14 protein-coding genes and 1 riboswitch are annotated in these 18,345 nt (G+C 51.0%); of the genes, 5 read left to right on the forward strand and 9 right to left on the reverse strand.

The window, feature by feature from the left end:
- Window positions 1-96: 96 nt before the first annotated feature.
- Complete coding sequence (locus BLS62_RS24505) at window positions 97-564, reverse strand: Lrp/AsnC family transcriptional regulator (RefSeq protein ID WP_093187419.1); 468 nt, start codon at window positions 562-564, stop codon at window positions 97-99.
- Between the two features lie 156 nt (window positions 565-720).
- On the opposite strand from BLS62_RS24505, the gene ald reads away from it, so the two are divergent.
- Window positions 721-1,854: an alanine dehydrogenase gene (gene ald, locus BLS62_RS24510; protein WP_093187421.1), complete on the forward strand. Its 1,134-nt coding sequence runs from the start codon at window positions 721-723 to the stop codon at window positions 1,852-1,854.
- 188 nt (window positions 1,855-2,042) lie between these two features.
- Entirely contained in the window at window positions 2,043-2,990 is a 948-nt protein-coding gene (locus tag BLS62_RS24515; RefSeq protein WP_093187424.1) for a transcriptional regulator, read from the forward strand.
- A gap of 18 nt (window positions 2,991-3,008) precedes the next feature.
- On the opposite strand, the gene BLS62_RS24520 is transcribed toward BLS62_RS24515, so the two are convergent.
- The 6 genes from BLS62_RS24520 to zwf all read right to left on the reverse strand — a co-directional run bounded on the left by BLS62_RS24520 (window position 3,009) and on the right by zwf (window position 9,844).
- On the reverse strand, window positions 3,009-3,272 hold the full coding sequence (locus tag BLS62_RS24520) for a glycine zipper domain-containing protein (protein ID WP_093187426.1): 264 nt from the start codon (window positions 3,270-3,272) through the stop codon (window positions 3,009-3,011).
- A gap of 182 nt (window positions 3,273-3,454) precedes the next feature.
- Window positions 3,455-3,730 carry a YMGG-like glycine zipper-containing protein gene (locus BLS62_RS24525; RefSeq protein ID WP_093187429.1) on the reverse strand — a complete coding sequence of 92 codons (276 nt, stop codon included), beginning with the start codon at window positions 3,728-3,730 and terminating at the stop codon, window positions 3,455-3,457.
- 113 nt (window positions 3,731-3,843) lie between these two features.
- A complete protein-coding gene (gene pgi, locus BLS62_RS24530; RefSeq protein WP_093187432.1) occupies window positions 3,844-5,487 on the reverse strand; it encodes a glucose-6-phosphate isomerase in 1,644 nt (547 codons plus the stop codon).
- Between the two features lie 130 nt (window positions 5,488-5,617).
- Complete coding sequence (eda, locus tag BLS62_RS24535) at window positions 5,618-6,259, reverse strand: bifunctional 4-hydroxy-2-oxoglutarate aldolase/2-dehydro-3-deoxy-phosphogluconate aldolase (RefSeq protein ID WP_093187435.1); 642 nt, start codon at window positions 6,257-6,259, stop codon at window positions 5,618-5,620.
- Window positions 6,259-8,133, reverse strand: a complete 1,875-nt coding sequence (gene edd, locus BLS62_RS24540) for a phosphogluconate dehydratase (protein ID WP_093187438.1) — start codon at window positions 8,131-8,133, stop codon at window positions 6,259-6,261. Before edd ends, eda begins: the two co-directional genes overlap by 1 nt.
- A gap of 238 nt (window positions 8,134-8,371) precedes the next feature.
- A complete protein-coding gene (gene zwf, locus BLS62_RS24545) occupies window positions 8,372-9,844 on the reverse strand; it encodes a glucose-6-phosphate dehydrogenase (RefSeq protein ID WP_093187441.1) in 1,473 nt (490 codons plus the stop codon).
- Between the two features lie 493 nt (window positions 9,845-10,337).
- Here zwf and ade point away from each other — a divergent pair, with 493 nt between their 5' ends.
- A complete protein-coding gene (ade, locus tag BLS62_RS24550; protein ID WP_093187444.1) occupies window positions 10,338-12,053 on the forward strand; it encodes an adenine deaminase in 1,716 nt (571 codons plus the stop codon).
- Between the two features lie 240 nt (window positions 12,054-12,293).
- A complete protein-coding gene (locus BLS62_RS24555; RefSeq protein ID WP_093187447.1) occupies window positions 12,294-13,958 on the forward strand; it encodes a long-chain-fatty-acid--CoA ligase in 1,665 nt (554 codons plus the stop codon).
- An 85-nt stretch (window positions 13,959-14,043) separates the two neighbouring features.
- On the opposite strand, the gene BLS62_RS24560 is transcribed toward BLS62_RS24555, so the two are convergent.
- Complete coding sequence (locus tag BLS62_RS24560; RefSeq protein ID WP_093189561.1) at window positions 14,044-15,018, reverse strand: DMT family transporter; 975 nt, start codon at window positions 15,016-15,018, stop codon at window positions 14,044-14,046.
- 406 nt (window positions 15,019-15,424) lie between these two features.
- Here BLS62_RS24560 and BLS62_RS24570 point away from each other — a divergent pair, with 406 nt between their 5' ends.
- Window positions 15,425-17,728: a xanthine dehydrogenase family protein molybdopterin-binding subunit gene (locus tag BLS62_RS24570; protein WP_093187450.1), complete on the forward strand. Its 2,304-nt coding sequence runs from the start codon at window positions 15,425-15,427 to the stop codon at window positions 17,726-17,728.
- A 58-nt stretch (window positions 17,729-17,786) separates the two neighbouring features.
- Here the strand turns inward: BLS62_RS24570 and BLS62_RS24575 are convergent, their stop codons facing one another.
- Entirely contained in the window at window positions 17,787-18,023 is a 237-nt protein-coding gene (locus tag BLS62_RS24575; protein WP_093189564.1) for an Lrp/AsnC ligand binding domain-containing protein, read from the reverse strand.
- A gap of 186 nt (window positions 18,024-18,209) precedes the next feature.
- Window positions 18,210-18,319: riboswitch (TPP riboswitch) on the forward strand.
- Window positions 18,320-18,345 lie beyond the last annotated feature (26 nt).

Here is an 18,345-nt window from a genome sequence, read left to right on the forward strand (position 1 = left end):
AAAACCTGAACCACTTTTCGGGAATACATCTATGAACTGAATAGGCAAACTGCAATTTTACATTGTTATAGAATGCTTCTAGCGGAGCGTCGAGTATTAGCCCTCTGAAATCGGAACGGCACTGCCTTGTTTTGTGGAGCGGATCGCAAAGGATGAACGCATACGCACAACTCCGGGCAAGCGGGTGAGGTGATCGCGGTGAATGCGTTCGAAATCAACCGGATCCTCTGCCATCACACGGAGGATGTAATCCGCATCGCCGCCCATGAGGTGGCATTCCATTATCTCGTTGGACCGGTCGACGGCCTTCTCAAAAGTGGAGAGGGCCTCTTCTGATTGTGATCCCAGAGAGATCTCTACAAAGACATTCATGCGCTTGCCGAGCTTTTTGGGGTTAAGCAGGGCAACGTACTTCTCAATGACACCATCTGACTCCAACGTGCGGACACGGCGCAAGCATGCAGAGGCAGATAACCCTATCTGGTCGGCGAGGTCGGAGTTGGAAATCCGGCCATCATTTTGCAAGGTGCGGAGGATTTTCTTGTCGAGCTTGTCCAGTTTCATAGCTTTGCCATTTTCGCAGATTATTGTGTCAAGGCGATAGTAATTCGAAGAAGTTTGCTAAAATGTACAGTGTGACGCGCACATTGCAAGCATCTGCAAGTGAAAACTCCATAAAGTAGGTAGAATGACAAAGTCGAAGCTGATTGGGAGAACGAGATGCTTGTAGGTGTTCCTAGAGAGATCAAAAATCACGAATATCGCGTTGGCCTGACGCCAGACAGCGTGCGTGAAGTTGTTGCGCACGGTCATCAGGTGGTTGTTGAAACCAACGCTGGTGTTGGTATTGGCGCAAGTGATGCAGCTTATGAAGCGGCTGGTGCAACCATTTTGGCAACAGCTGTTGAGATTTTTGCAAAAGCTGAGATGATCGTGAAGGTGAAAGAACCTCAGGCTGTCGAGCGCAAGATGCTCCGCCCTGATCACCTGCTGTTCACCTACCTGCACCTAGCTCCGGATCCAGAACAGACTGCCGACCTCGTTGCTTCCGGGGCGGTATGCATTGCTTATGAAACTGTAACTGATACAAAAGGTCGCCTGCCATTGCTGGCGCCTATGTCTCAGGTTGCTGGTCGTCTCTCCATTCAAGCTGGTGCTACTGCTTTGCAGAAAGCAAATGGCGGTTCTGGTGTTCTGCTCGGCGGCGTACCCGGTGTTGCTCCTGCCAAGACCGTTGTTATTGGCGGTGGTGTTGTTGGGGCCCATGCTATTGAAATGGCAATTGGCCTTGGTTCCGATGTGACTGTGCTTGACCGGGATGTGAACGTTCTGGATGCACTCTCCGCTCGTTTCGGTTCCCGTCTGAAAACAGTTTACTCCAACCGTGCTGCGCTTGAAGAACAGGTGCTGGCCGCTGATCTGGTTGTTGGTGCCGTTCTCGTTGCTGGTGCTGCTGCTCCTAAGCTGGTTACCAAAGAGCACATCAAAGCGATGAAGCCGGGCTCTGTTGTGGTTGATGTTGCAATCGATCAGGGCGGTTGTTTTGAAACCTCTCGTGCAACAACTCATCAGGACCCAACCTACATTGTAGATGAGGTGGTTCATTACTGCGTGGCAAACATGCCGGGCGCTGTGGCTCGGACCTCTACCTACGCGTTGAACAATGCAACTCTGCCGTACGTTCTTGCGCTTGCTGATAAAGGCTACGCCACTGCACTGCGCACCATTCCGGGCTTCATGCCGGGTTTGAACGTTTACAAAGGTCAGGTAACTGTTGCTGAAGTGGCTGAAAGCCTTGGTTACAGCTACGTTGCACCGGAAGCTGCTCTGGCTAAGGAAACCGAAGCAGCTTGAAAGGCTGGCGAGACCTAATTTGATTTTGAAGCGGGGGCCTTTGGGCTCCCGTTTTTGTTTAGAAGGGTTTATTAACCCTGTCAGATCTTTGTCTGCGCGTTAATCTCTTTTCAGTTCCTGATTATTATGATGACCCTGAATATAATACTGGTTGAAATTTACTATAATTTATTGGTTAGGGCATTGCCGTGTATCACGATTTGGAACTGGTTCTTCAGCACGATTTGATTGTTGATTGGAAAGAACACTACAAAGAAGTGTATGGCAAACAGACATTGCTTTTGCAGAACCGTCTGCATGAGCTCCCCGTTTTTCGCCCCGAAAACCTTGCCCGCCTCATTGAAGTGGCGCCTTCTGAGCACTATGATTTTGTGCGCCCCGGAGCTATTGGCACCAAAAAATCTGAATGGCTACAGTGCAGTCTTGAAGGCACGAAGGGCGGCGATGTGCTGCGGGCAGTTGAAGAGGGACGGTTCTGGCTCTCTCTGCGTGCTTTGCAAGAATGGGACGAGGGCTTTCGCCTGATCACTCGTAAGATCTTTGATGAGCTTGAGATCAAAATGCCTGGGTTTGAAACCTTCAAACATAAAACGGGCATGTTGATCTCCTCTCCGGGCGCGCAGGTTTATTACCACGCAGATGTTCCGGGGCAGTCACTCTGGCAGGTGAAGGGTCATAAGGACGTTTACATCTACGATAATACAGCGCCGTTCCTCTCTGACGAGCAACTGGAAGAGATCTTCCTTGGTGAGACGGAGGAGGAGATCAGGTTCGAGCCTTGGTATGATGAGTTTGCGACCAAGGCCACGCTTAAGCCGGGTGAGATGGCGCATTGGCCGCTTAACAACCCGCACCGGGTCGAAAACCATGATGAAGTGAATATCTCGGTGACGACAGAGCATTTCACTTCAGAGATCCGCGATTTTTACGCGATTGTTTATGCAAATGGGCTGCTGCGGGCTGCAGGAATTTCAGGCAGCCGGCACAGCCGTGGTGCGATGAAATATGCCAAGATGGCTTTGGCTGCTGCACATAAGATGATCTACAAGAAGATGGTTCGCTCAAGTGCAAACGCCAAGAGCCCACGGAGCTTCAAGCTGGATATGACAGCGCCGGATTTTATGGCTGAGCTGTAGATTGATTTTATCGATGCTCTAGCAACGATAGTAGTAAGGGCGACCTTGGCGATCATACCCAACACAGCGACGCGGTGTGGTGTATGCGCCGATCAGTCCTCCGGCCAATGCGCCTATGCCAGCACCGGCAAAGGCGGCACCCACATCCCCTGTTGATGCGCCGATGGCTGCGCCTGTTGCTGCGCCTAATCCGCCGCCAACAAGGGCGCGGTCAGTGCGGTTGTATTCGCTACATGCACTGAGGGTGAGCAGAGTTGCTGTGACTAGGATTGCTTTTTTCACGGTTTGTCTCGTGTTGTTGTTTCTTTGGAGACAACCGTAGTGTGCAACCATTGCCGGTGTGTGAACAGGGCATGGCGCCTTTCGTCATGGTTAAAATGAGCTGATCTTGTGTGTGTCAAACGTAAAAAGGCCCCGCTTGGAGCAGGGCCTTTGAAATGGTTTTACCAGTTCTAGCGTAAAGCTTATGGGCATTTTACGCGGTAGGGGCGACCATACTGATCATAGGCAGTACAGTTTTTTGGGGTGGTTACGTTGCCGAGAATGCCGCCTGCAACGCCGCCGATTGCGGCACCTGTAACTGCTGACCTCACGCCGCCGCCTGTGGCCGCGCCGATAGCTGCACCAGTTGCAGCGCCGAGGCCACCACCAAGAAGGGTACGATCAGTACTTGAGGATGTGTTACAGCCAGCAAGAGCCAGCAGCGCAACACTTACACCAACAAGAGCAAATTTTTTCATTCCAGTCTCCTTTTGCTGCCAATCCCAATCTGACCGGACCCCGATATCTCCTGGCAGCTCAAATTTTATGAATTCGAACTAACAAAAAGAACATGGTTAAAATTTGTTAAAACTTAGAGACTTCTCGCCTTCTTTAGGTATTTCAACAAGCCTTGGGTCGAACTGTCCTTGTTTGCGGCGGATTGACTGCCTTCAACCATTGGCAAAAGCTGTGTCGCAAGTTCTTTACCGAGTTCAACACCCCATTGGTCAAAGGAATTGATGTTCCAGATCGCACCCTCAACAAAGACGCGATGTTCGTAAGACGCAATCAACCTACCCAGTGTGAATGGATCGAGACGATCATAGATGAGGGTCGTTGAAGGCCGGTTACCCGGGAACACCTTTTGTTGAGCTAGTTTGGCAATCTCTTCTTCAGCTTTTCCGTCTGCTTTAAGCTTTTCTTCGACTTCTTCTTGCGAACGACCACGGAGCAGAGCTTCACTTTGAGCCAGACAGTTTGCCAGCAGGAGATTGTGATGCACCTTCAGGTCGTCTTCATGATTGTTGGCAGCAACCAGAAACTCACAGGGGATGATGCTCGTGCCTTGGTGGATAAGCTGGTAGAATGCGTGCTGGCCATTGGTACCGGGTTCACCCCAGACAACAGGCCCGGTTTGTGTTGCAACCGGAGTGCCGTCTTTGGTGACGCTCTTGCCGTTGGATTCCATATCCAGCTGTTGCAGGTAAGCCGGGAAGCGGGAGAGGCGTTGATCGTAAGGCAATACGGCGCGGGTGTCGTAGCCCAGAATGCTGCGATGCCAAACACCGATCAAACCCATGATAAACGGGATATTGTCTTCAATCGGAGCTGAGCGGAAATGGTTGTCCATGGCATGGCCACCGGCAAGGAAATCTGAGAAGGCATCCGGGCCGATTGCGATCAGAAGTGGCAAGCCAATAGCTGACCAGATGGAATAGCGCCCGCCGACCCAATCCCAAAACCCGAAGACGCGATCTTCTGTAATTCCAAAGGCAGTGACTTTGTCGAGTGCAGTTGAGACAGCTGCGAAGTGCGCTCCAACTGCCTCTTCACCACAATGCTTTGCAATCCAGCGGCGTGCTGTTGCTGCATTGGTCATGGTTTCAATGGTGGTGAAGGTCTTGCTGGCAATGATGAACAGGGTGGTAGCTGGGTTCAGTTTTGCCAGCGTGTCAGCAATGTGCGCTCCATCAACGTTGGAGACGTAATGCAGGTTCGGGCCGTCATGGTAGGGAGCCAGCGCCAGCGTTGTCATTGCTGGGCCAAGATCAGAGCCGCCGATGCCGATGTTGACCACATCTGTGATAGCCTCGCCGGTATAACCAGCAATTTCGCCAGAGCGGATACCTTCAGCGAAGTCGCCCATATTAACGAGAACTTCGTTGATGTCTGGCATCACATCTTTGCCGTCCACCAGAACCGGATTTTCTGATTGGTTGCGCAGAGCTGTGTGGAGGACTGCGCGGTCTTCGGTTGTGTTGATGTGTTCACCGGCGAACATGGCATCGCGTTTTGCTTCAACGTTGGCAGCTCGGGCCAATTCCAGCAGAAGGTCAAAGGTTTCTTCTGTCAGTTTATTCTTGGAAAAATCGTAGAGCAGATCATCAGCTGAGCGGGAAAACTTGTCAAAACGGGACGGGTCAGCTGCAAAAAGATCTGTAATCTTGGTGGAATGAATAGCCTGCGCGTGGTCTTCGAGGCGTTTAAAGATATCTTTTGGATTTGCTGTCGGCATGAAGGCCTCCATTCATCATTATAATGGCTGTTGGCTGGCTGCGAGTGTCGCGCCTTGCCCAATTGCCTGGGACCTGTGATGTAAGGCCCCAAGCAGATTATTCAATGCAATCAAATGTGATTGGCTGCGATTAAACGGTCAAAGCTGCTGCTTCGCGGGCCCGTTCTTCAATGCCTGCCCAATCTTCAGCTTCGATTGCTTTTGCATCCGCAATCCACGAACCACCTACGCAAAGAACGTTTGGAAGAGCGAGGAAATCGCGCGCGTTGCCTAAGTTAATACCACCAGTTGGGCAGAACTTAGCCGCAGCAAAGGGAGAGGACAGGCCTTTCAACATTGGTGTGCCGCCCGCAGGAACTGCTGGGAAGAACTTAAGGCGCTCATATCCAGCTTCCAAAAGCATCATCACATCAGAAGGAGTGCTTGTCCCCGGAAGAAGGGGGGCGTGCTGAAAATCTTCGGCAGCTGCGATAAGACTGTCTGTAATGCCTGGTGAAACAACAAAGGTAGAGCCTGCTTTGACAGCTGCTTCATAGAGTTTGTGATCCAGAACTGTACCGGCGCCAACCAGAGCGCCTTCTACTTCATCGGCAACGGCTTTGATGCAGGCAAGTGCATTTGGTGTGCGCAGAGTAATTTCGATACCTGGAATACCGCCTTTAACCAATGCTTTGGCCATTGGGACAGCTTTTTTAGGGTCATTTACAATGAGAACTGCGATCACCGGGGCGGCGGTCATGATTGCTTCTACGCGCTCTATGTTTTGAGCCATTACACTGTCTCCATTGCGCTGACCGGGTCAGCATAGTTTTTGGTTTTGGTTGTTTGCTCTAGATTGAAAACGCGTGCACCTGAGTCGGCGGAGCTGACGTTTGCTCTAAAGCTTGCGAATAATTCTCGTCCGATTCCGCTCTGGTAGCCTCCAAAATCTACAGGTTCGATAGATCTATTGGAGAGCTCTTCCACGGGAACCAAGATGTCCAGAGTGCCGTTCACAGCATCGAGACGCAAAATGTCTCCGTCCTGCACCTTGGCGATCAGCCCTCCGTCCATGGCCTCTGGAGTAACATGGATTGCAGCTGGGATCTTGCCGCTGGCGCCGGACATGCGCCCATCTGTTACAAGTGCGACTTTATATCCACGGTTCTGCACAACGCTCAAGGGCGGCGTTAGTTTGTGAGCTTCCGGCATACCGCAGGCTTTTGGTCCCATGTAGCGCAGGACAACGACAACATCTTTGTTCAGCTGGCCAGCTTTGAAGGCGGCCTCAACATCTTCCTGTGTGTGGAAGAGTTGTGCCGGTGCTTCAATAATGTAGCGGTCTGGAGCTACTGCTGAGCTTTTGATGATTGCAGCGCCGAGGTTACCAGTGAGGACCTTGAGGCCACCGTTTGTATTGAAAGGGTTTTTGGCGGTTGCGAGGACAGTCTCATCCAAGGCTTTTGCCGGAGCAGGTTTGCGCAGGACATTGCCATTGTCGTCTAGGAAGACATTTACGGTGTAGCCGTCCAATCCCGTTCCATTGACGGTTTTTACGTCTTTGTGAAGCAGGCCTGCCTCTATCAGTTCGCGGATGAGGAAGCCCATGCCGCCAGCAGCTTCGAAGTGGTTTACATCGCTTTTGCCATTTGGATAAACGCGGACCAACAAAGGAACGATCTCTGAAATCTCCGAGATATCCTGCCATGTGAGCTGAATGCCTGCGGCGGCGGCGATCGCAACAAGGTGCATGGTGTGATTGGTGGATCCGCCGGTTGCATGAAGCCCCACAACACCATTTACAATGGCGCGTTCATCAATGATTTCATAGAGCGGTGTTGGATTGGCGCGTTGGGCCGTGAGGTCAATAACCTGTTTCACGGCTTCTTTCATCAGTGCGTCCCGGAGTGGGGTAAGCGGGTTGATGAAGGAGCTGCCCGGCATATGAAGACCCATGATCTCCATCAGCATCTGGTTTGAATTTGCTGTGCCGTAAAACGTGCAGGTGCCCGGCGAATGATAGGAGGCACTCTCTGAGGCGAGGAGTTCTTCGCGTGTGGCTTTGCCTTCAACAAACAACTGACGGGTGCGGGACTTCTCATCGTTTGGAAGGCCGGACGTCATTGGGCCTGCTGGCAGAAAGATTGCCGGGAGATGACCGAAGGTGAGAGCTCCGATCAGCAGTCCGGGAACGATCTTATCGCAAACACCAAGAAACACTGCTGCATCAAACATGCCATGGGACAAACCAACGGCAGCGGACATGGCAATCAGGTCTCGTGAGAACAGGGAGAGGTCCATTGCCGGCTGGCCTTGCGTGACACCATCACACATAGCCGGTACGCCGCCGGCGACCTGTGCCGTTGCCTGCACTTCGCGAACAATTTCCCGAATGATCTGCGGGTAGTTCTCATAGGGTTGGTGCGCGGAGAGCATGTCATTGTAGGCGGTGATGATGCCTAGATTAGGCTGCTTGTCTGAGGCGAGGTGCTGCTTGTCTGAGACTGAGCACGCTGCGAAGCCGTGGGCAAGGTTGGTACACGCGAGACCTGCGCGTTGCGGAGCGTTGGATTGCTGCGCTTTCATACGGAGAAGGTAATCTTGTCTGCTGTCTGCGCTTCGGCTGACAATGCGATCTGTAATCTCTTTGAGGCGAGGATGGATCATGTCGTGTGCTCTGCCTTTTGTTTTGACTTTTATTTAGCCGAACGGAATAGAAAATAGGGGGACTTGGGTGGAGTCCGCAGCCCTGAATTTAGCCGTTTTAATCGATTTAAATCGTGGAGCCAATCATTTTTTACCAACTCTGCCTATAGGTAACTTTGATTGTTTCCGTGGGGATCGCAAGTGGGAGTAATACTTGCTTTAGTGCACAGGTGCCGGAGAACCGGCACCTGAATCTTAATCAGTCGCTTTCGTCATGCCATGTGCGGCCATCACGCTCGATGAGGGCAATAGAGGAAGACGGCCCCCAAGTCCCGGAGGTGTAAGGCTTCGGGCTTTCCTTGACATGGGACCAATGGGAGAGGATCGGATCAATCCATGCCCAGGCCGCTTCCACTTCGTCACGGCGCATGAACAGGGTCTGGTTGCCACGGATCATGTCCATGATCAGGCGCTCATAGGCATCTGGGTGACGGGCGTTGAAGGCTTCAGCGAATGTCATATCCAATGGCACTTCGCGCAGACGCATGGATCCTGGACCCGGGTCCTTGATCATCACCTGCATTTTGACGCCTTCATCTGGCTGCAAGCGGATGACAAGTTTGTTTGCTGCAATTCGGCCAGCATCAGGTAGGAAGATGGAGTGGGGCACGTCTTTGAACTGAATGGTGATTTCGGAGACACGCGAGGCGAGGCGTTTGCCTGTGCGCAGGTAGAATGGAACGTTGGCCCACCGCCAGTTGGCGATATCTACCTTCGCTGCCACAAAGGTTTCGGTTGTGGACGTGTCATTGCCCAGCTCTTCGAGATAGCCTCTTACAGCGCCGCCAGCAGATGCCCCTGAACGGTACTGTCCGCGAACGGTGTTCCGCTCAACCATCTCCGGTGTCATCCGGCGCAGAGCTTTGAGAACTTTAAGCTTCTCATCACGCACACTGTCTGGCGCCATGGATTCCGGTGCTTCCATCGCAACAAGGCAGAGCAGTTGGAGGAGGTGGTTCTGTACCATGTCGCGCAGTGCGCCAGCGGTGTCGTAATAACCTGCCCGGCTCTCAACGCCGAGGGTTTCGGCCACTGTGATTTGTACATGATCGATATGGGCTGAATTCCAGAGTGGTTCGAACAGGACGTTTGCAAAGCGTAGGGCCATCAGGTTCTGAACGGTTTCCTTACCAAGGTAGTGATCGATACGGAAAATCTGGTGTTCTTTGAAAACCGAGCCAACAGTTTCGTTCACTTCATGCGCAGAGGTGCCGTCTTTGCCGATTGGTTTTTCGATGGTTACACGGGATTTCTCGGTAACCAGATTGTGCTCACCCAATGCGGAACAGATTGGGCCGAAGAAATCAGGAGAGACGGAGAGATAAAAGGCACGAATAACGTCTTCGCGGCCTGCTAGTTTTTCCTCCAATGCTTCCCATCCGGTGTTCTGGGCAACATCGACAGATACATACTGGATGCGCTTCAAGAAACGACCCAAAGCATCCTGATCAACGTCTTTAACATGCTCGCAGATCGCTTTGCCGGCCCATTCGCGGTATTCTTCATCGGTCAGTTGGCGGCGGGATACTGCAATGATGCGTGCGTCTTCGCAAATGTGTCCGACTGGTTCGCGGTGGTAGAGAGCTGGTAGCAGTTTGCGATAAGTTAGGTCGCCAGTTCCGCCAAATACGACGAGGTCAAACGGGTCAGTTGGTGCAGGACGGTTAGGCATGGAGTTCCCTTTTGGCGAGCCGGAGACCGGATTTCCGACTTTAATAATTTGTCATGCAACCGCTTCAGCTGGTGTCGCGTCGTCGTTTTACGAGCAGACCTTCTGAATGTAATTTGGTTGTAGAGTTTGAAGATGCGCAGCACATTACCTGTGTGGCGGCAGCTTGGTCGTCTTGCTGCTCTTTTTCGCGTCAAAACTCATACAAAGGTTGCATTTATGAATTTGCACCCTGTTTGATGCGGGTTTAATCAAAAAGCAAGCAAAAATACGCGGGTGCCTAGAAAGTGGGCAGTCGAAGTGCATTTCGAACGAATTGGTATTGGGAGTTTTCTGGTTTCTGTGAGTTTTGTTGTGGAACTGTCATGATTTGCACAGTTACAGCAAGAAGTTGAGGGGACAAGCATTGGGGTCCCACTCTTCCTTTGCTAGTCTTGCCTCTAGGTCATAAACATGCGGAGGCGTCCACGCGCTTCCTGATAAAGGGAGAAGTGCTATGGGATCTCGGCAGGATAAAGTCGCTGGATTAAAAACACTCATTGATCAGGGGCAGGGAGCTGTGCCAGCTGATCTGGTGCTGAAGAACGTAGAACTCTTCAACGTGATTGATGGAAGCCTGACAAAAACTGATATCGCCATTTGCGGTGATAAGATCGTCGGGACATACGATACCTACAGTGGTGAAACCGAGGTGGATTGCAGCGGTAAGATTGCTGTGCCGGGCTTCATTGATACGCACTTGCATGTGGAATCCTCTCTGGTAACACCGTTAGAGTTTGATCGCTGTGTTCTGCCGTATGGTGTGACGACTGCGATTTGTGATCCGCATGAAATTGCGAATGTGACGGGCGCGGCGGGCATTAAGTATTTCCTCGACAGTTCACTCGAGACCATCATGGATTTGCGGGTGAACTTGTCTTCCTGTGTGCCAGCAACTGAGTTTGAGACGAGTGGTGCGCGGTTGGATATTGATGATCTGCTACCGTTCAAGGATCATTCCAGCGTCATCGGTCTTGCGGAGTTTATGAACTTCCCCGGTGTGCTGGCAGGTGATCCGAATGCACTTGCCAAGATTGCTGAATTTGAGGGTGAACACATTGATGGGCACGCGCCCTTGGTTCGAGGCAAGGCGCTGAATGGGTATCTTTCTGCTGGTATCCGCACAGACCATGAAGCAACAACTGCAGAGGAAGCGCTGGAGAAAATCTCCAAGGGGATGACGATCCTCATTCGCGAAGGGTCCGTTTCCAAGGATTTGGATGCGCTTGCGCCGGTGTTAACACCAGAGCGCGCCAGCTTTGTTGCTCTGTGTACGGATGACCGCAATCCACTTGATATTGCCGAGGAAGGGCATCTCAACTGCCTGATTAAGCGCCTGATTGGTCATGGAAGTGCACCGCGTGATGTTTACCGTGCTGCAAGTTGGTCCGCCGCCAATGCGTTTGGTTTGCGTGACCGTGGTTTGATTGCTCCGGGTTGGCGGGCTGATATCGTTCTGCTGAACGATCTGGAAACCTGTGACATCAGTGACGTTATTTCTGCTGGTCGACTGGTCAATGATGAGCTGTTTGCAGGTCGGAAACTGATTGAGCCAATCGGATTGCTTGATACGTGCCATGCGGAGCAAGTGAGTGCGGCTAGTTTTGTGGTGCCTGCACAACGAGAGACATCGGTTATCGGTGTGAAACCGGGCCTGATTATCACTGAGCATTTGAAGATGGATCTGCCTGTTGCAGACAACTATTCACAAATCGATCTGGAGCAGGATGCAATCAAAGTTGCAGTGGTTGAGCGGCATGGCAAGAATGGGAACATTGCCACGGCGTTCGTAAATGGGTTTGGTATGGCGGGCGGGGCTATTGCCTCTTCTGTGGGACATGACAGTCATAACATCTGCGTTGTTGGAGCAGATGAAGAGGCAATGGCTGCGGCGGTAAACCGGTGTATTGCCTTAAAAGGCGGCTTTGTTGTAGCCAAAGGCAGTGACGTGCTTGCAGAGATGGAACTTCCGCTTGCTGGGCTTATGAGCTTGGACCCATTTGAAAAGGTGAAGGAGCGTCTTGAGGAACTCCGGGCCGCAGCTAAATCGCTGGGCTGTGTGCTTCCGGAGCCGTTTTTGCAGGTGGCATTTCTACCTCTCCCCGTTATTCCCCACCTTAAAATCACTGATTTTGGGTTGTTTGACGTCTCACGATTTGAGCTCATTCAATAGAGCAGGGCGTTGATATCTCTCAGTTTCCTCACAAAATGTCAGTGTACATGAGGAAAATGTCACATTGCGGGTCAATCGTATGTCTGAGTTGACGTTACCGTCAACTTGACGCAAATTCCGTGCAAAGCATCGGGATGTAAGGTTTTTCTGGTATGTTGGAAGCGTCAACTTTGGCTTGATGCCGAGGAAGTTTGCCAATTACTTCAGAAGAACAATAATAATCGGGGAGGAGATCTGCGCATGACGACAGGTCGTGAGGCACAAGTCGAATTTCCAGTTCGTACTATCGACAGCTATCTGGATGATACGGTTAAGGGCTACGCACATCGTCCAGCCATCTACTTCATGGGTAAAACCACGAGTTATGGCGAGCTTGGGGCTCTTGTTGAGCGTGCGGCTGGTTCTCTTCAAACTATGGGTGTGAAGAAGGGAGACAAAGTTGGTCTTTGTCTGCCAAACACGCCTTATTACACCATTTTCTACTTTGCGGTTTTGAAGATTGGCGGCGTCATCGTTAACTTCAATCCGCTGTATGTTGAGCGTGAGATTGCGTTTCAGGCCCGTGATTCTGGGGCTCGCATCATGGTCACCATGGATCTTTCGGTCATTTACGACAAGGTTGAGACTGTTCGTCAGGAGGGAGCGCTGGACAAGGTTATTGTTTGTCCAATGGCTGACATTCTGCCTCAACCCAAAAAGCTGTTGTTTAAGCTGTTCAAGCGCAAAAACGTTGCGAAAATTCCGGCGGACAGCGCTCATGTGAAGTTCGATGCCCTTCTTGCGCTGTTCAAAGGTGTTACGCCTGTTGAGATTTCGCCGAAGGAAGACATTGCGGTTCTGCAGTACACTGGTGGAACCACTGGAGTTCCCAAAGGGGCAATGCTGACGCATTATAACATCACCTCCAATATGGAGATGTTGGAAAGCCACTATGGTGGGTTGAAGCGTGGGTATGAAAGGACACTTTGTGTGCTTCCCTTCTTCCATGTGTTTGCGATGACCGTGTTGCAGAACCTTTCTGTGCTGGGTGCGGCTGAAATGCTGATGATGCCACGCTTTGATCTGAAAGAATTGCTGGATCTAGCTGGTAAGAAGCAACCTACGTTGTTTGCTGCTGTGCCAACCATTTATACGGCGATTAACAACAGCGAGATGACCAAGGATTATGATCTTACCTCTATTCGCTACTGTATGTCTGGTGGTGCGCCGCTTCCTGTTGAAGTGAAACAGAAGTTTGAAGCGCTAACCGGTTGTGTGCTGGTGGAAGGGTACGGCTTGACCGAGAGCTCTCCTGTTGCGACAGCCAATCCAATGGATGGAACTGGCAAGGACGGCTCCATCGGCGTTCTTATGCCTGGAACGACCCTTGAGTTCCGCGATTTGGAAGATTTGGAAAAGATTGTCGAAAAAGGTCAGAAGGGTGAGGTTTGTATCATTGGCCCTCAGGTGATGAAGGGCTACTGGAACCGACCTGATGAGACTGCTAAAACGCTGGAAGATGGTCGTATCTTGCATACCGGTGATGTTGGTTACATGGATGAAGACGGGTTCATCTTCCTTGTGGATCGCATCAAAGACCTCATTATTTGCTCCGGTTACAACGTTTATCCGCGTGTGATTGAAGAAGCACTTTATCAGCACCCAGCTGTTGCTGAGGTGATTGTGATCGCAATTCCAGATGGATACCGCGGGCAGGCCCCAAAAGCGTTTGTGAAACTGAAGGACGGTGAAAGCTCGACGGAGAAGGACCTGAAGGACTTCCTGAAAGGGCATATCTCCAAGATCGAAATGCCGAAATCCATTGAGTTCCGTGATGAGCTGCCAAAGACCATGGTTGGTAAGCTCTCCAAGAAGGAACTTGTTGAGGAAGAAGCTTCTAAGTCTCGCAATTCTGAGCGTATCTAGTGGTTCAGCTTAATTGATAGATTAACCCCTCGCAGTGATGCGGGGGGTCTTTGTCTAGAGCGGGCCGACTTGTTGGGTAACCGCGTTAATGGGTTTTGGCTGGTGCCGTTCCCATCGTTACTTTCCTACCCAACACTGTTTCGCGGTGCAGGGTGTAAAGCGATGCGCCAACAATGATTGCGCCGCCGAGATATGTTGTCCATAGCGGCCAGACGCCGAAAATTACAACGGAAATCAGAGCTGCGTAGACCAAGCGGATGTAGTCGAATGGGGCGATTGCGGAAGCTTCCCCATATCTGAGCGCTTGGATGTTACACATTTGCGCACTCCAGCTGACACCGGCAAGAGCCAGCAGCAACAGACCTTCATTGAACTCAATCGAGACCCAGTAGTAGATGCCGAAGGGCGCCATGATCAGGCCGACGAATGTGGCTTGAAATGTCAGGATGGTGATCGGTCTATCCAGTTGAGTGACCTTGCGCAGGATAATGCCCACCATGGCAGCACATGCTGAGGCCAGAATAGCCATGAGGCTGTAGGTTCCTAGCGCTGCGCCGTTGCCGGGCTGGACGATGATCATCACGCCAATGAAGCCCAGCACTGTCGCTGAAATCCGATGGATGCCAATGACTTCCTTGAGGAAAAAGACCGCGAAAATGGTGATGAAGAACGTTCTGGCAAACCCAATCACGGTGCTTTCTGCCAGAGGTAGGTGAATGACGGCTGTGAACCCGAAGTACATTGCTGCAGAGGCCAGCAGGATACGGCCCAAGTGTAGCAGAGGTGCTTGCGTTTTAATGGAGCCCGGAAAGCCCTTGATGATGATCGGTGCTGAGATGATCAGCATAAAAAACTGGCGCAACATAAGAATTTGAGTGACGTGCATACGATCGCCAAGCAGTTTTATTATGGTGCTCATTATGGCCATGAGAAAAGTAGCCAGAAGAGCCCAGCAGATGCCGCGTGTGTTGTTTGAAAGGCTTTGCCATTTTTTGGAAAACCTAATCTTGAACGCAGCAGTTGTTGAGCTGTCTTCAGACTTCGCTGAAGGAACAGGCATGTAACTGCTTTCGAAGCTGCCCTGTTGCAGGGGAAATGGACCGGACACTATGTCAGGTGCAGAGGGCGCTTTGATGAGAGCAAGCGCTAAAAGCAACAGAGAACAGGTGGGTGTAAGTTATAAATAACCCCATGTTCCCTGTTTGGTCAATTTCAAAAACACCAATGCGATTGAGAGTTTCGACAGTAAGCGCGAAGACACTGGCAACAATTTACCTTAAAATTACTGGATTACTGCTGTTTTTAAAGCGTATCTGGCCTGCGCCAATTGCCTTAGTTGAGTTGAATTTTGAGTTTAGAAAAGACTTGCAGGTGATGAAATCCGCTGTAGGTTCTCTTGTAATACGTAATTTGCTGTATTTGGGAGATGGCAGTTTTCTGCTGCTCTTCGGCGTTTTGAGGTTTTTATGAATCAGGTTGCGACACCTAAATTTGGAATTGGCGCTCCCGTGCGTCGTAAAGAAGACAATGCCTTTATTACAGGGCAAGGCCATTACACCGACGATATATCCGTTGAGGGTGCGGTACATGCCGTTGTCCTCCGCTCCTCTCTTGCACACGCAAAAATTACATTGAGCGGCGTGGATGATGCGCGATCCATGGAAGGTGTTCACCTCATCCTGACTGCAGCTGATCTGGAGGGAATCAACAAAATCCCTTGTAAAGCAGTGCTTAAGCAGCTGGATGGAACAAGGCACTGGGTTCCCCACCGTGAAGTATTGTGTTCTGACACTGTTCGCTTTGTGGGAGATGCTATCGCCTTTGTGGTGGCCGATAGTATTGACCAAGCGCGTGCTGCGCTTGAAGTGATCGAGGTTGATTACGATGATCTTGATGTAGCTATTGGGTGTGAAGCTGCTCTGGATGAGAACGCTGCTTGTGTGTGGCCGGAACATGGAACAAACAAGGCGTTCCATATTGGCATGGGCAACAAGGACGCCATGGAAGAGGGCTTTGCTCAAGCGCACCATATTACCAAAATCAAGGTCGTCAATAACCGTTTGGTTTCCAACGCCGTTGAGCCTCGTGCCTGTATTGGTGAGTTTGATAATGAAAGCGGACGCTACACTCTGACGACTGGGACGCAGGGTGGTCACGGTATGCGTGACCTCATTACCAAAAATATCCTCGGCATTGATCCCAAAGATTTGCGTGTTGTGACGCCGGATGTGGGTGGTGGTTTTGGCACTAAGATGTTCACTTACCTTGAGTATCCGCTCTGCCTCGTTGCCGCTAAGCGGTTGGGGCGGCCTGTAAAATGGCTGCAGGAGCGCACTGAGCATTTCATGTCTGATGCACAAGGGCGTGACAACGTTTCAGAAGCTGAGCTGGCGCTTGATGCGGATGGCAAGATGATTGGGCTTAAGGTTCATGTCATCGCGGATATGGGAGCTTACTTGCACGAGTTTGGTCCGGGTATTCCTTCTATCGGCATCACGATGACCTCCGGGCTTTATGATATCCCCGGTACTTGGGTTGAAGCGACAGGGGTTTACACCAACACTGTTCCCGTTGATGCGTTCCGTGGTGCTGGTCGTCCAGAAGCTGCGTATGTGCTGGAACGGCTTGTTGATAAAGCTGCGTTTGAGACTGGTGTTGATCCGGCTGAGTTCCGCCGCAAGAGCTTTATCAGTTCTGAAGCTTTGCCTTACACAACGGCGCTGGGCCGGATGTATGATACTGGAGAGTTCGACGTCCATCTGACAAAGGCTTTGGAAACAGTAGGTTATGCTGGTTTTGCTGAGCGTGAAGCAGAAAGCAAAGCGAATGGGCTGTACCGCGGTATTGGTATGGCGACCTATGTTGAAGCCTGTGCGTTTGCTGGCGGCGAGGAAGCAACATTGGAGTTGAACAAAAACGGCTCGGTCACATTGTTGATTGGAACGCAGAGCAATGGGCAGGGTCATGCGACGGCGTATGGTCAGGTTGTTGCCGAGCAACTGGGTTTGCAACTGGATCAGGTGGAGATGGTTCAAGGTGATACGGACCGGGTGAGGACTGGTGGTGGTACTGGCGGGTCGCGTAGTATTCCGCTTGGACTGACCTCTGTGAAAGCTGCCTCTGAAACTTTGGTGCGTAAAATCAAAGAGATAGCCAGTGAGAAGTTAGAGGTTGGTGTTGCTGATCTTGAACTTGAAGATGGGCATGTTCGTGTTGTCGGGACTGATCAGCAGATCAGTCTTGTTGATATTGCCGGATCTTTACCTGAACAGTTGAGTGCAGCTGAGAAGGTGATGCAGGATGAGTGTACATATCCCAACGGAACTCATATCTGTGAGCTGGAAATTGACCCGGAAACCGGTAAGACTGAGATCTTAAAGTATGTAATCGTTGATGATTTCGGTGTGACCGTGAATCCGATGTTACTCGCCGGACAAGTGCATGGCGGAGCTGGGCAAGCGATCTCGCAGGCGTTGTATGAGAACACCGTTTATGACGAAACCGGACAGCTGCTGAGTGCATCCTATATGGACTATCATATTGCGCGTGCTGATAATTTGCCGAGTTTTGACTTCTCGACGAACAATGTTCCGTCGACGACAAATGCGCTGGGCATTAAAGGTGCTGGTGAGGCTGGATCTATTGGAGCAGCGCCTGCTGTGATGAACGCAGTGATGTATGCGCTTCGGAAGAATGCCGGTCTTGATGAGGTGGATATGCCTGCAACACCGGTGAAGGTCTGGAGCGCTCTTCAGCAGGCTCAAGGCTAAGTATTTCGTAAATCAGAAGCAGGCGGATTGATGTTGCTCCGCCTGTTTTCTTTAATATTTAGAATGCCTTAAAGGTGATAATGGTCTTTGTGTCCTGAATGCCTTCAAAGACTTGAACCTTCTCAGCGACGAAGTGGCCGATGTCGTCATCGTCATTGATGTAAAACTTTGCCAGTAGATCATAGTCGCCGGAGGTGGAGTAAATTTCCGAAGCGATTTCCGCATCCGCAATGGCGTTGGCGACCAGATAGGTTTTGCCCAACTGGCACTTAATTTTCACAAAGAACGGAATCATAATAGTGCTATCCTTCTGTCCCGTAAGCTCAATTTTGAGTTTGCGTGGTTTTGTGGGCATTTTGCGGTGAAGTTGCGTATTCTTGCAAGCTTTTGCGTTTTTTAAGAAAGATCTACCCCCAGTTGCTTCAATGAGGTGTCTGCGTGTTTTCTCTTGCAGTTCTGAGTCCGGTTTGCTAGCAAAATAACTCACCAATGGGGGTGCCGGATTTTAAGATGACGGCTGAGAGGCAACTGTGCCAACTCCTAGAACCTGATCCGGATTGTGCCGGCGGAGGGAATTGGGATGATTACCTGTAGTGTCGTTCCCACCGATTTAGGAA

It is taken from the genome of Pseudovibrio sp. Tun.PSC04-5.I4 (genome assembly GCF_900104145.1).
GTDB lineage: Bacteria > Pseudomonadota > Alphaproteobacteria > Rhizobiales > Stappiaceae > Pseudovibrio.

Bases quoted from the DNA above. Each gene is read 5' to 3' on its own strand.
- ade (WP_093187444.1), top strand. From the start codon at position 10,338: ATGGGATCTCGGCAGGATAAAGTCGCTGGATTAAAAACACTCATTGAT.
- zwf (WP_093187441.1), bottom strand. From the start codon at position 9,844: ATGCCTAACCGTCCTGCACCAACTGACCCGTTTGACCTCGTCGTATTT.
- BLS62_RS24560 (WP_093189561.1), bottom strand. From the start codon at position 15,018: ATGCCTGTTCCTTCAGCGAAGTCTGAAGACAGCTCAACAACTGCTGCG.
- edd (WP_093187438.1), bottom strand. From the start codon at position 8,133: ATGATCCATCCTCGCCTCAAAGAGATTACAGATCGCATTGTCAGCCGA.
- eda (WP_093187435.1), bottom strand. From the start codon at position 6,259: ATGGCTCAAAACATAGAGCGCGTAGAAGCAATCATGACCGCCGCCCCG.
- BLS62_RS24555 (WP_093187447.1), top strand. From the start codon at position 12,294: ATGACGACAGGTCGTGAGGCACAAGTCGAATTTCCAGTTCGTACTATC.
- BLS62_RS24570 (WP_093187450.1), top strand. From the start codon at position 15,425: ATGAATCAGGTTGCGACACCTAAATTTGGAATTGGCGCTCCCGTGCGT.
- BLS62_RS24575 (WP_093189564.1), bottom strand. From the start codon at position 18,023: ATGATTCCGTTCTTTGTGAAAATTAAGTGCCAGTTGGGCAAAACCTAT.
- BLS62_RS24525 (WP_093187429.1), bottom strand. From the start codon at position 3,730: ATGAAAAAATTTGCTCTTGTTGGTGTAAGTGTTGCGCTGCTGGCTCTT.
- BLS62_RS24505 (WP_093187419.1), bottom strand. From the start codon at position 564: ATGAAACTGGACAAGCTCGACAAGAAAATCCTCCGCACCTTGCAAAAT.
- ald (WP_093187421.1), top strand. From the start codon at position 721: ATGCTTGTAGGTGTTCCTAGAGAGATCAAAAATCACGAATATCGCGTT.
- pgi (WP_093187432.1), bottom strand. From the start codon at position 5,487: ATGCCGACAGCAAATCCAAAAGATATCTTTAAACGCCTCGAAGACCAC.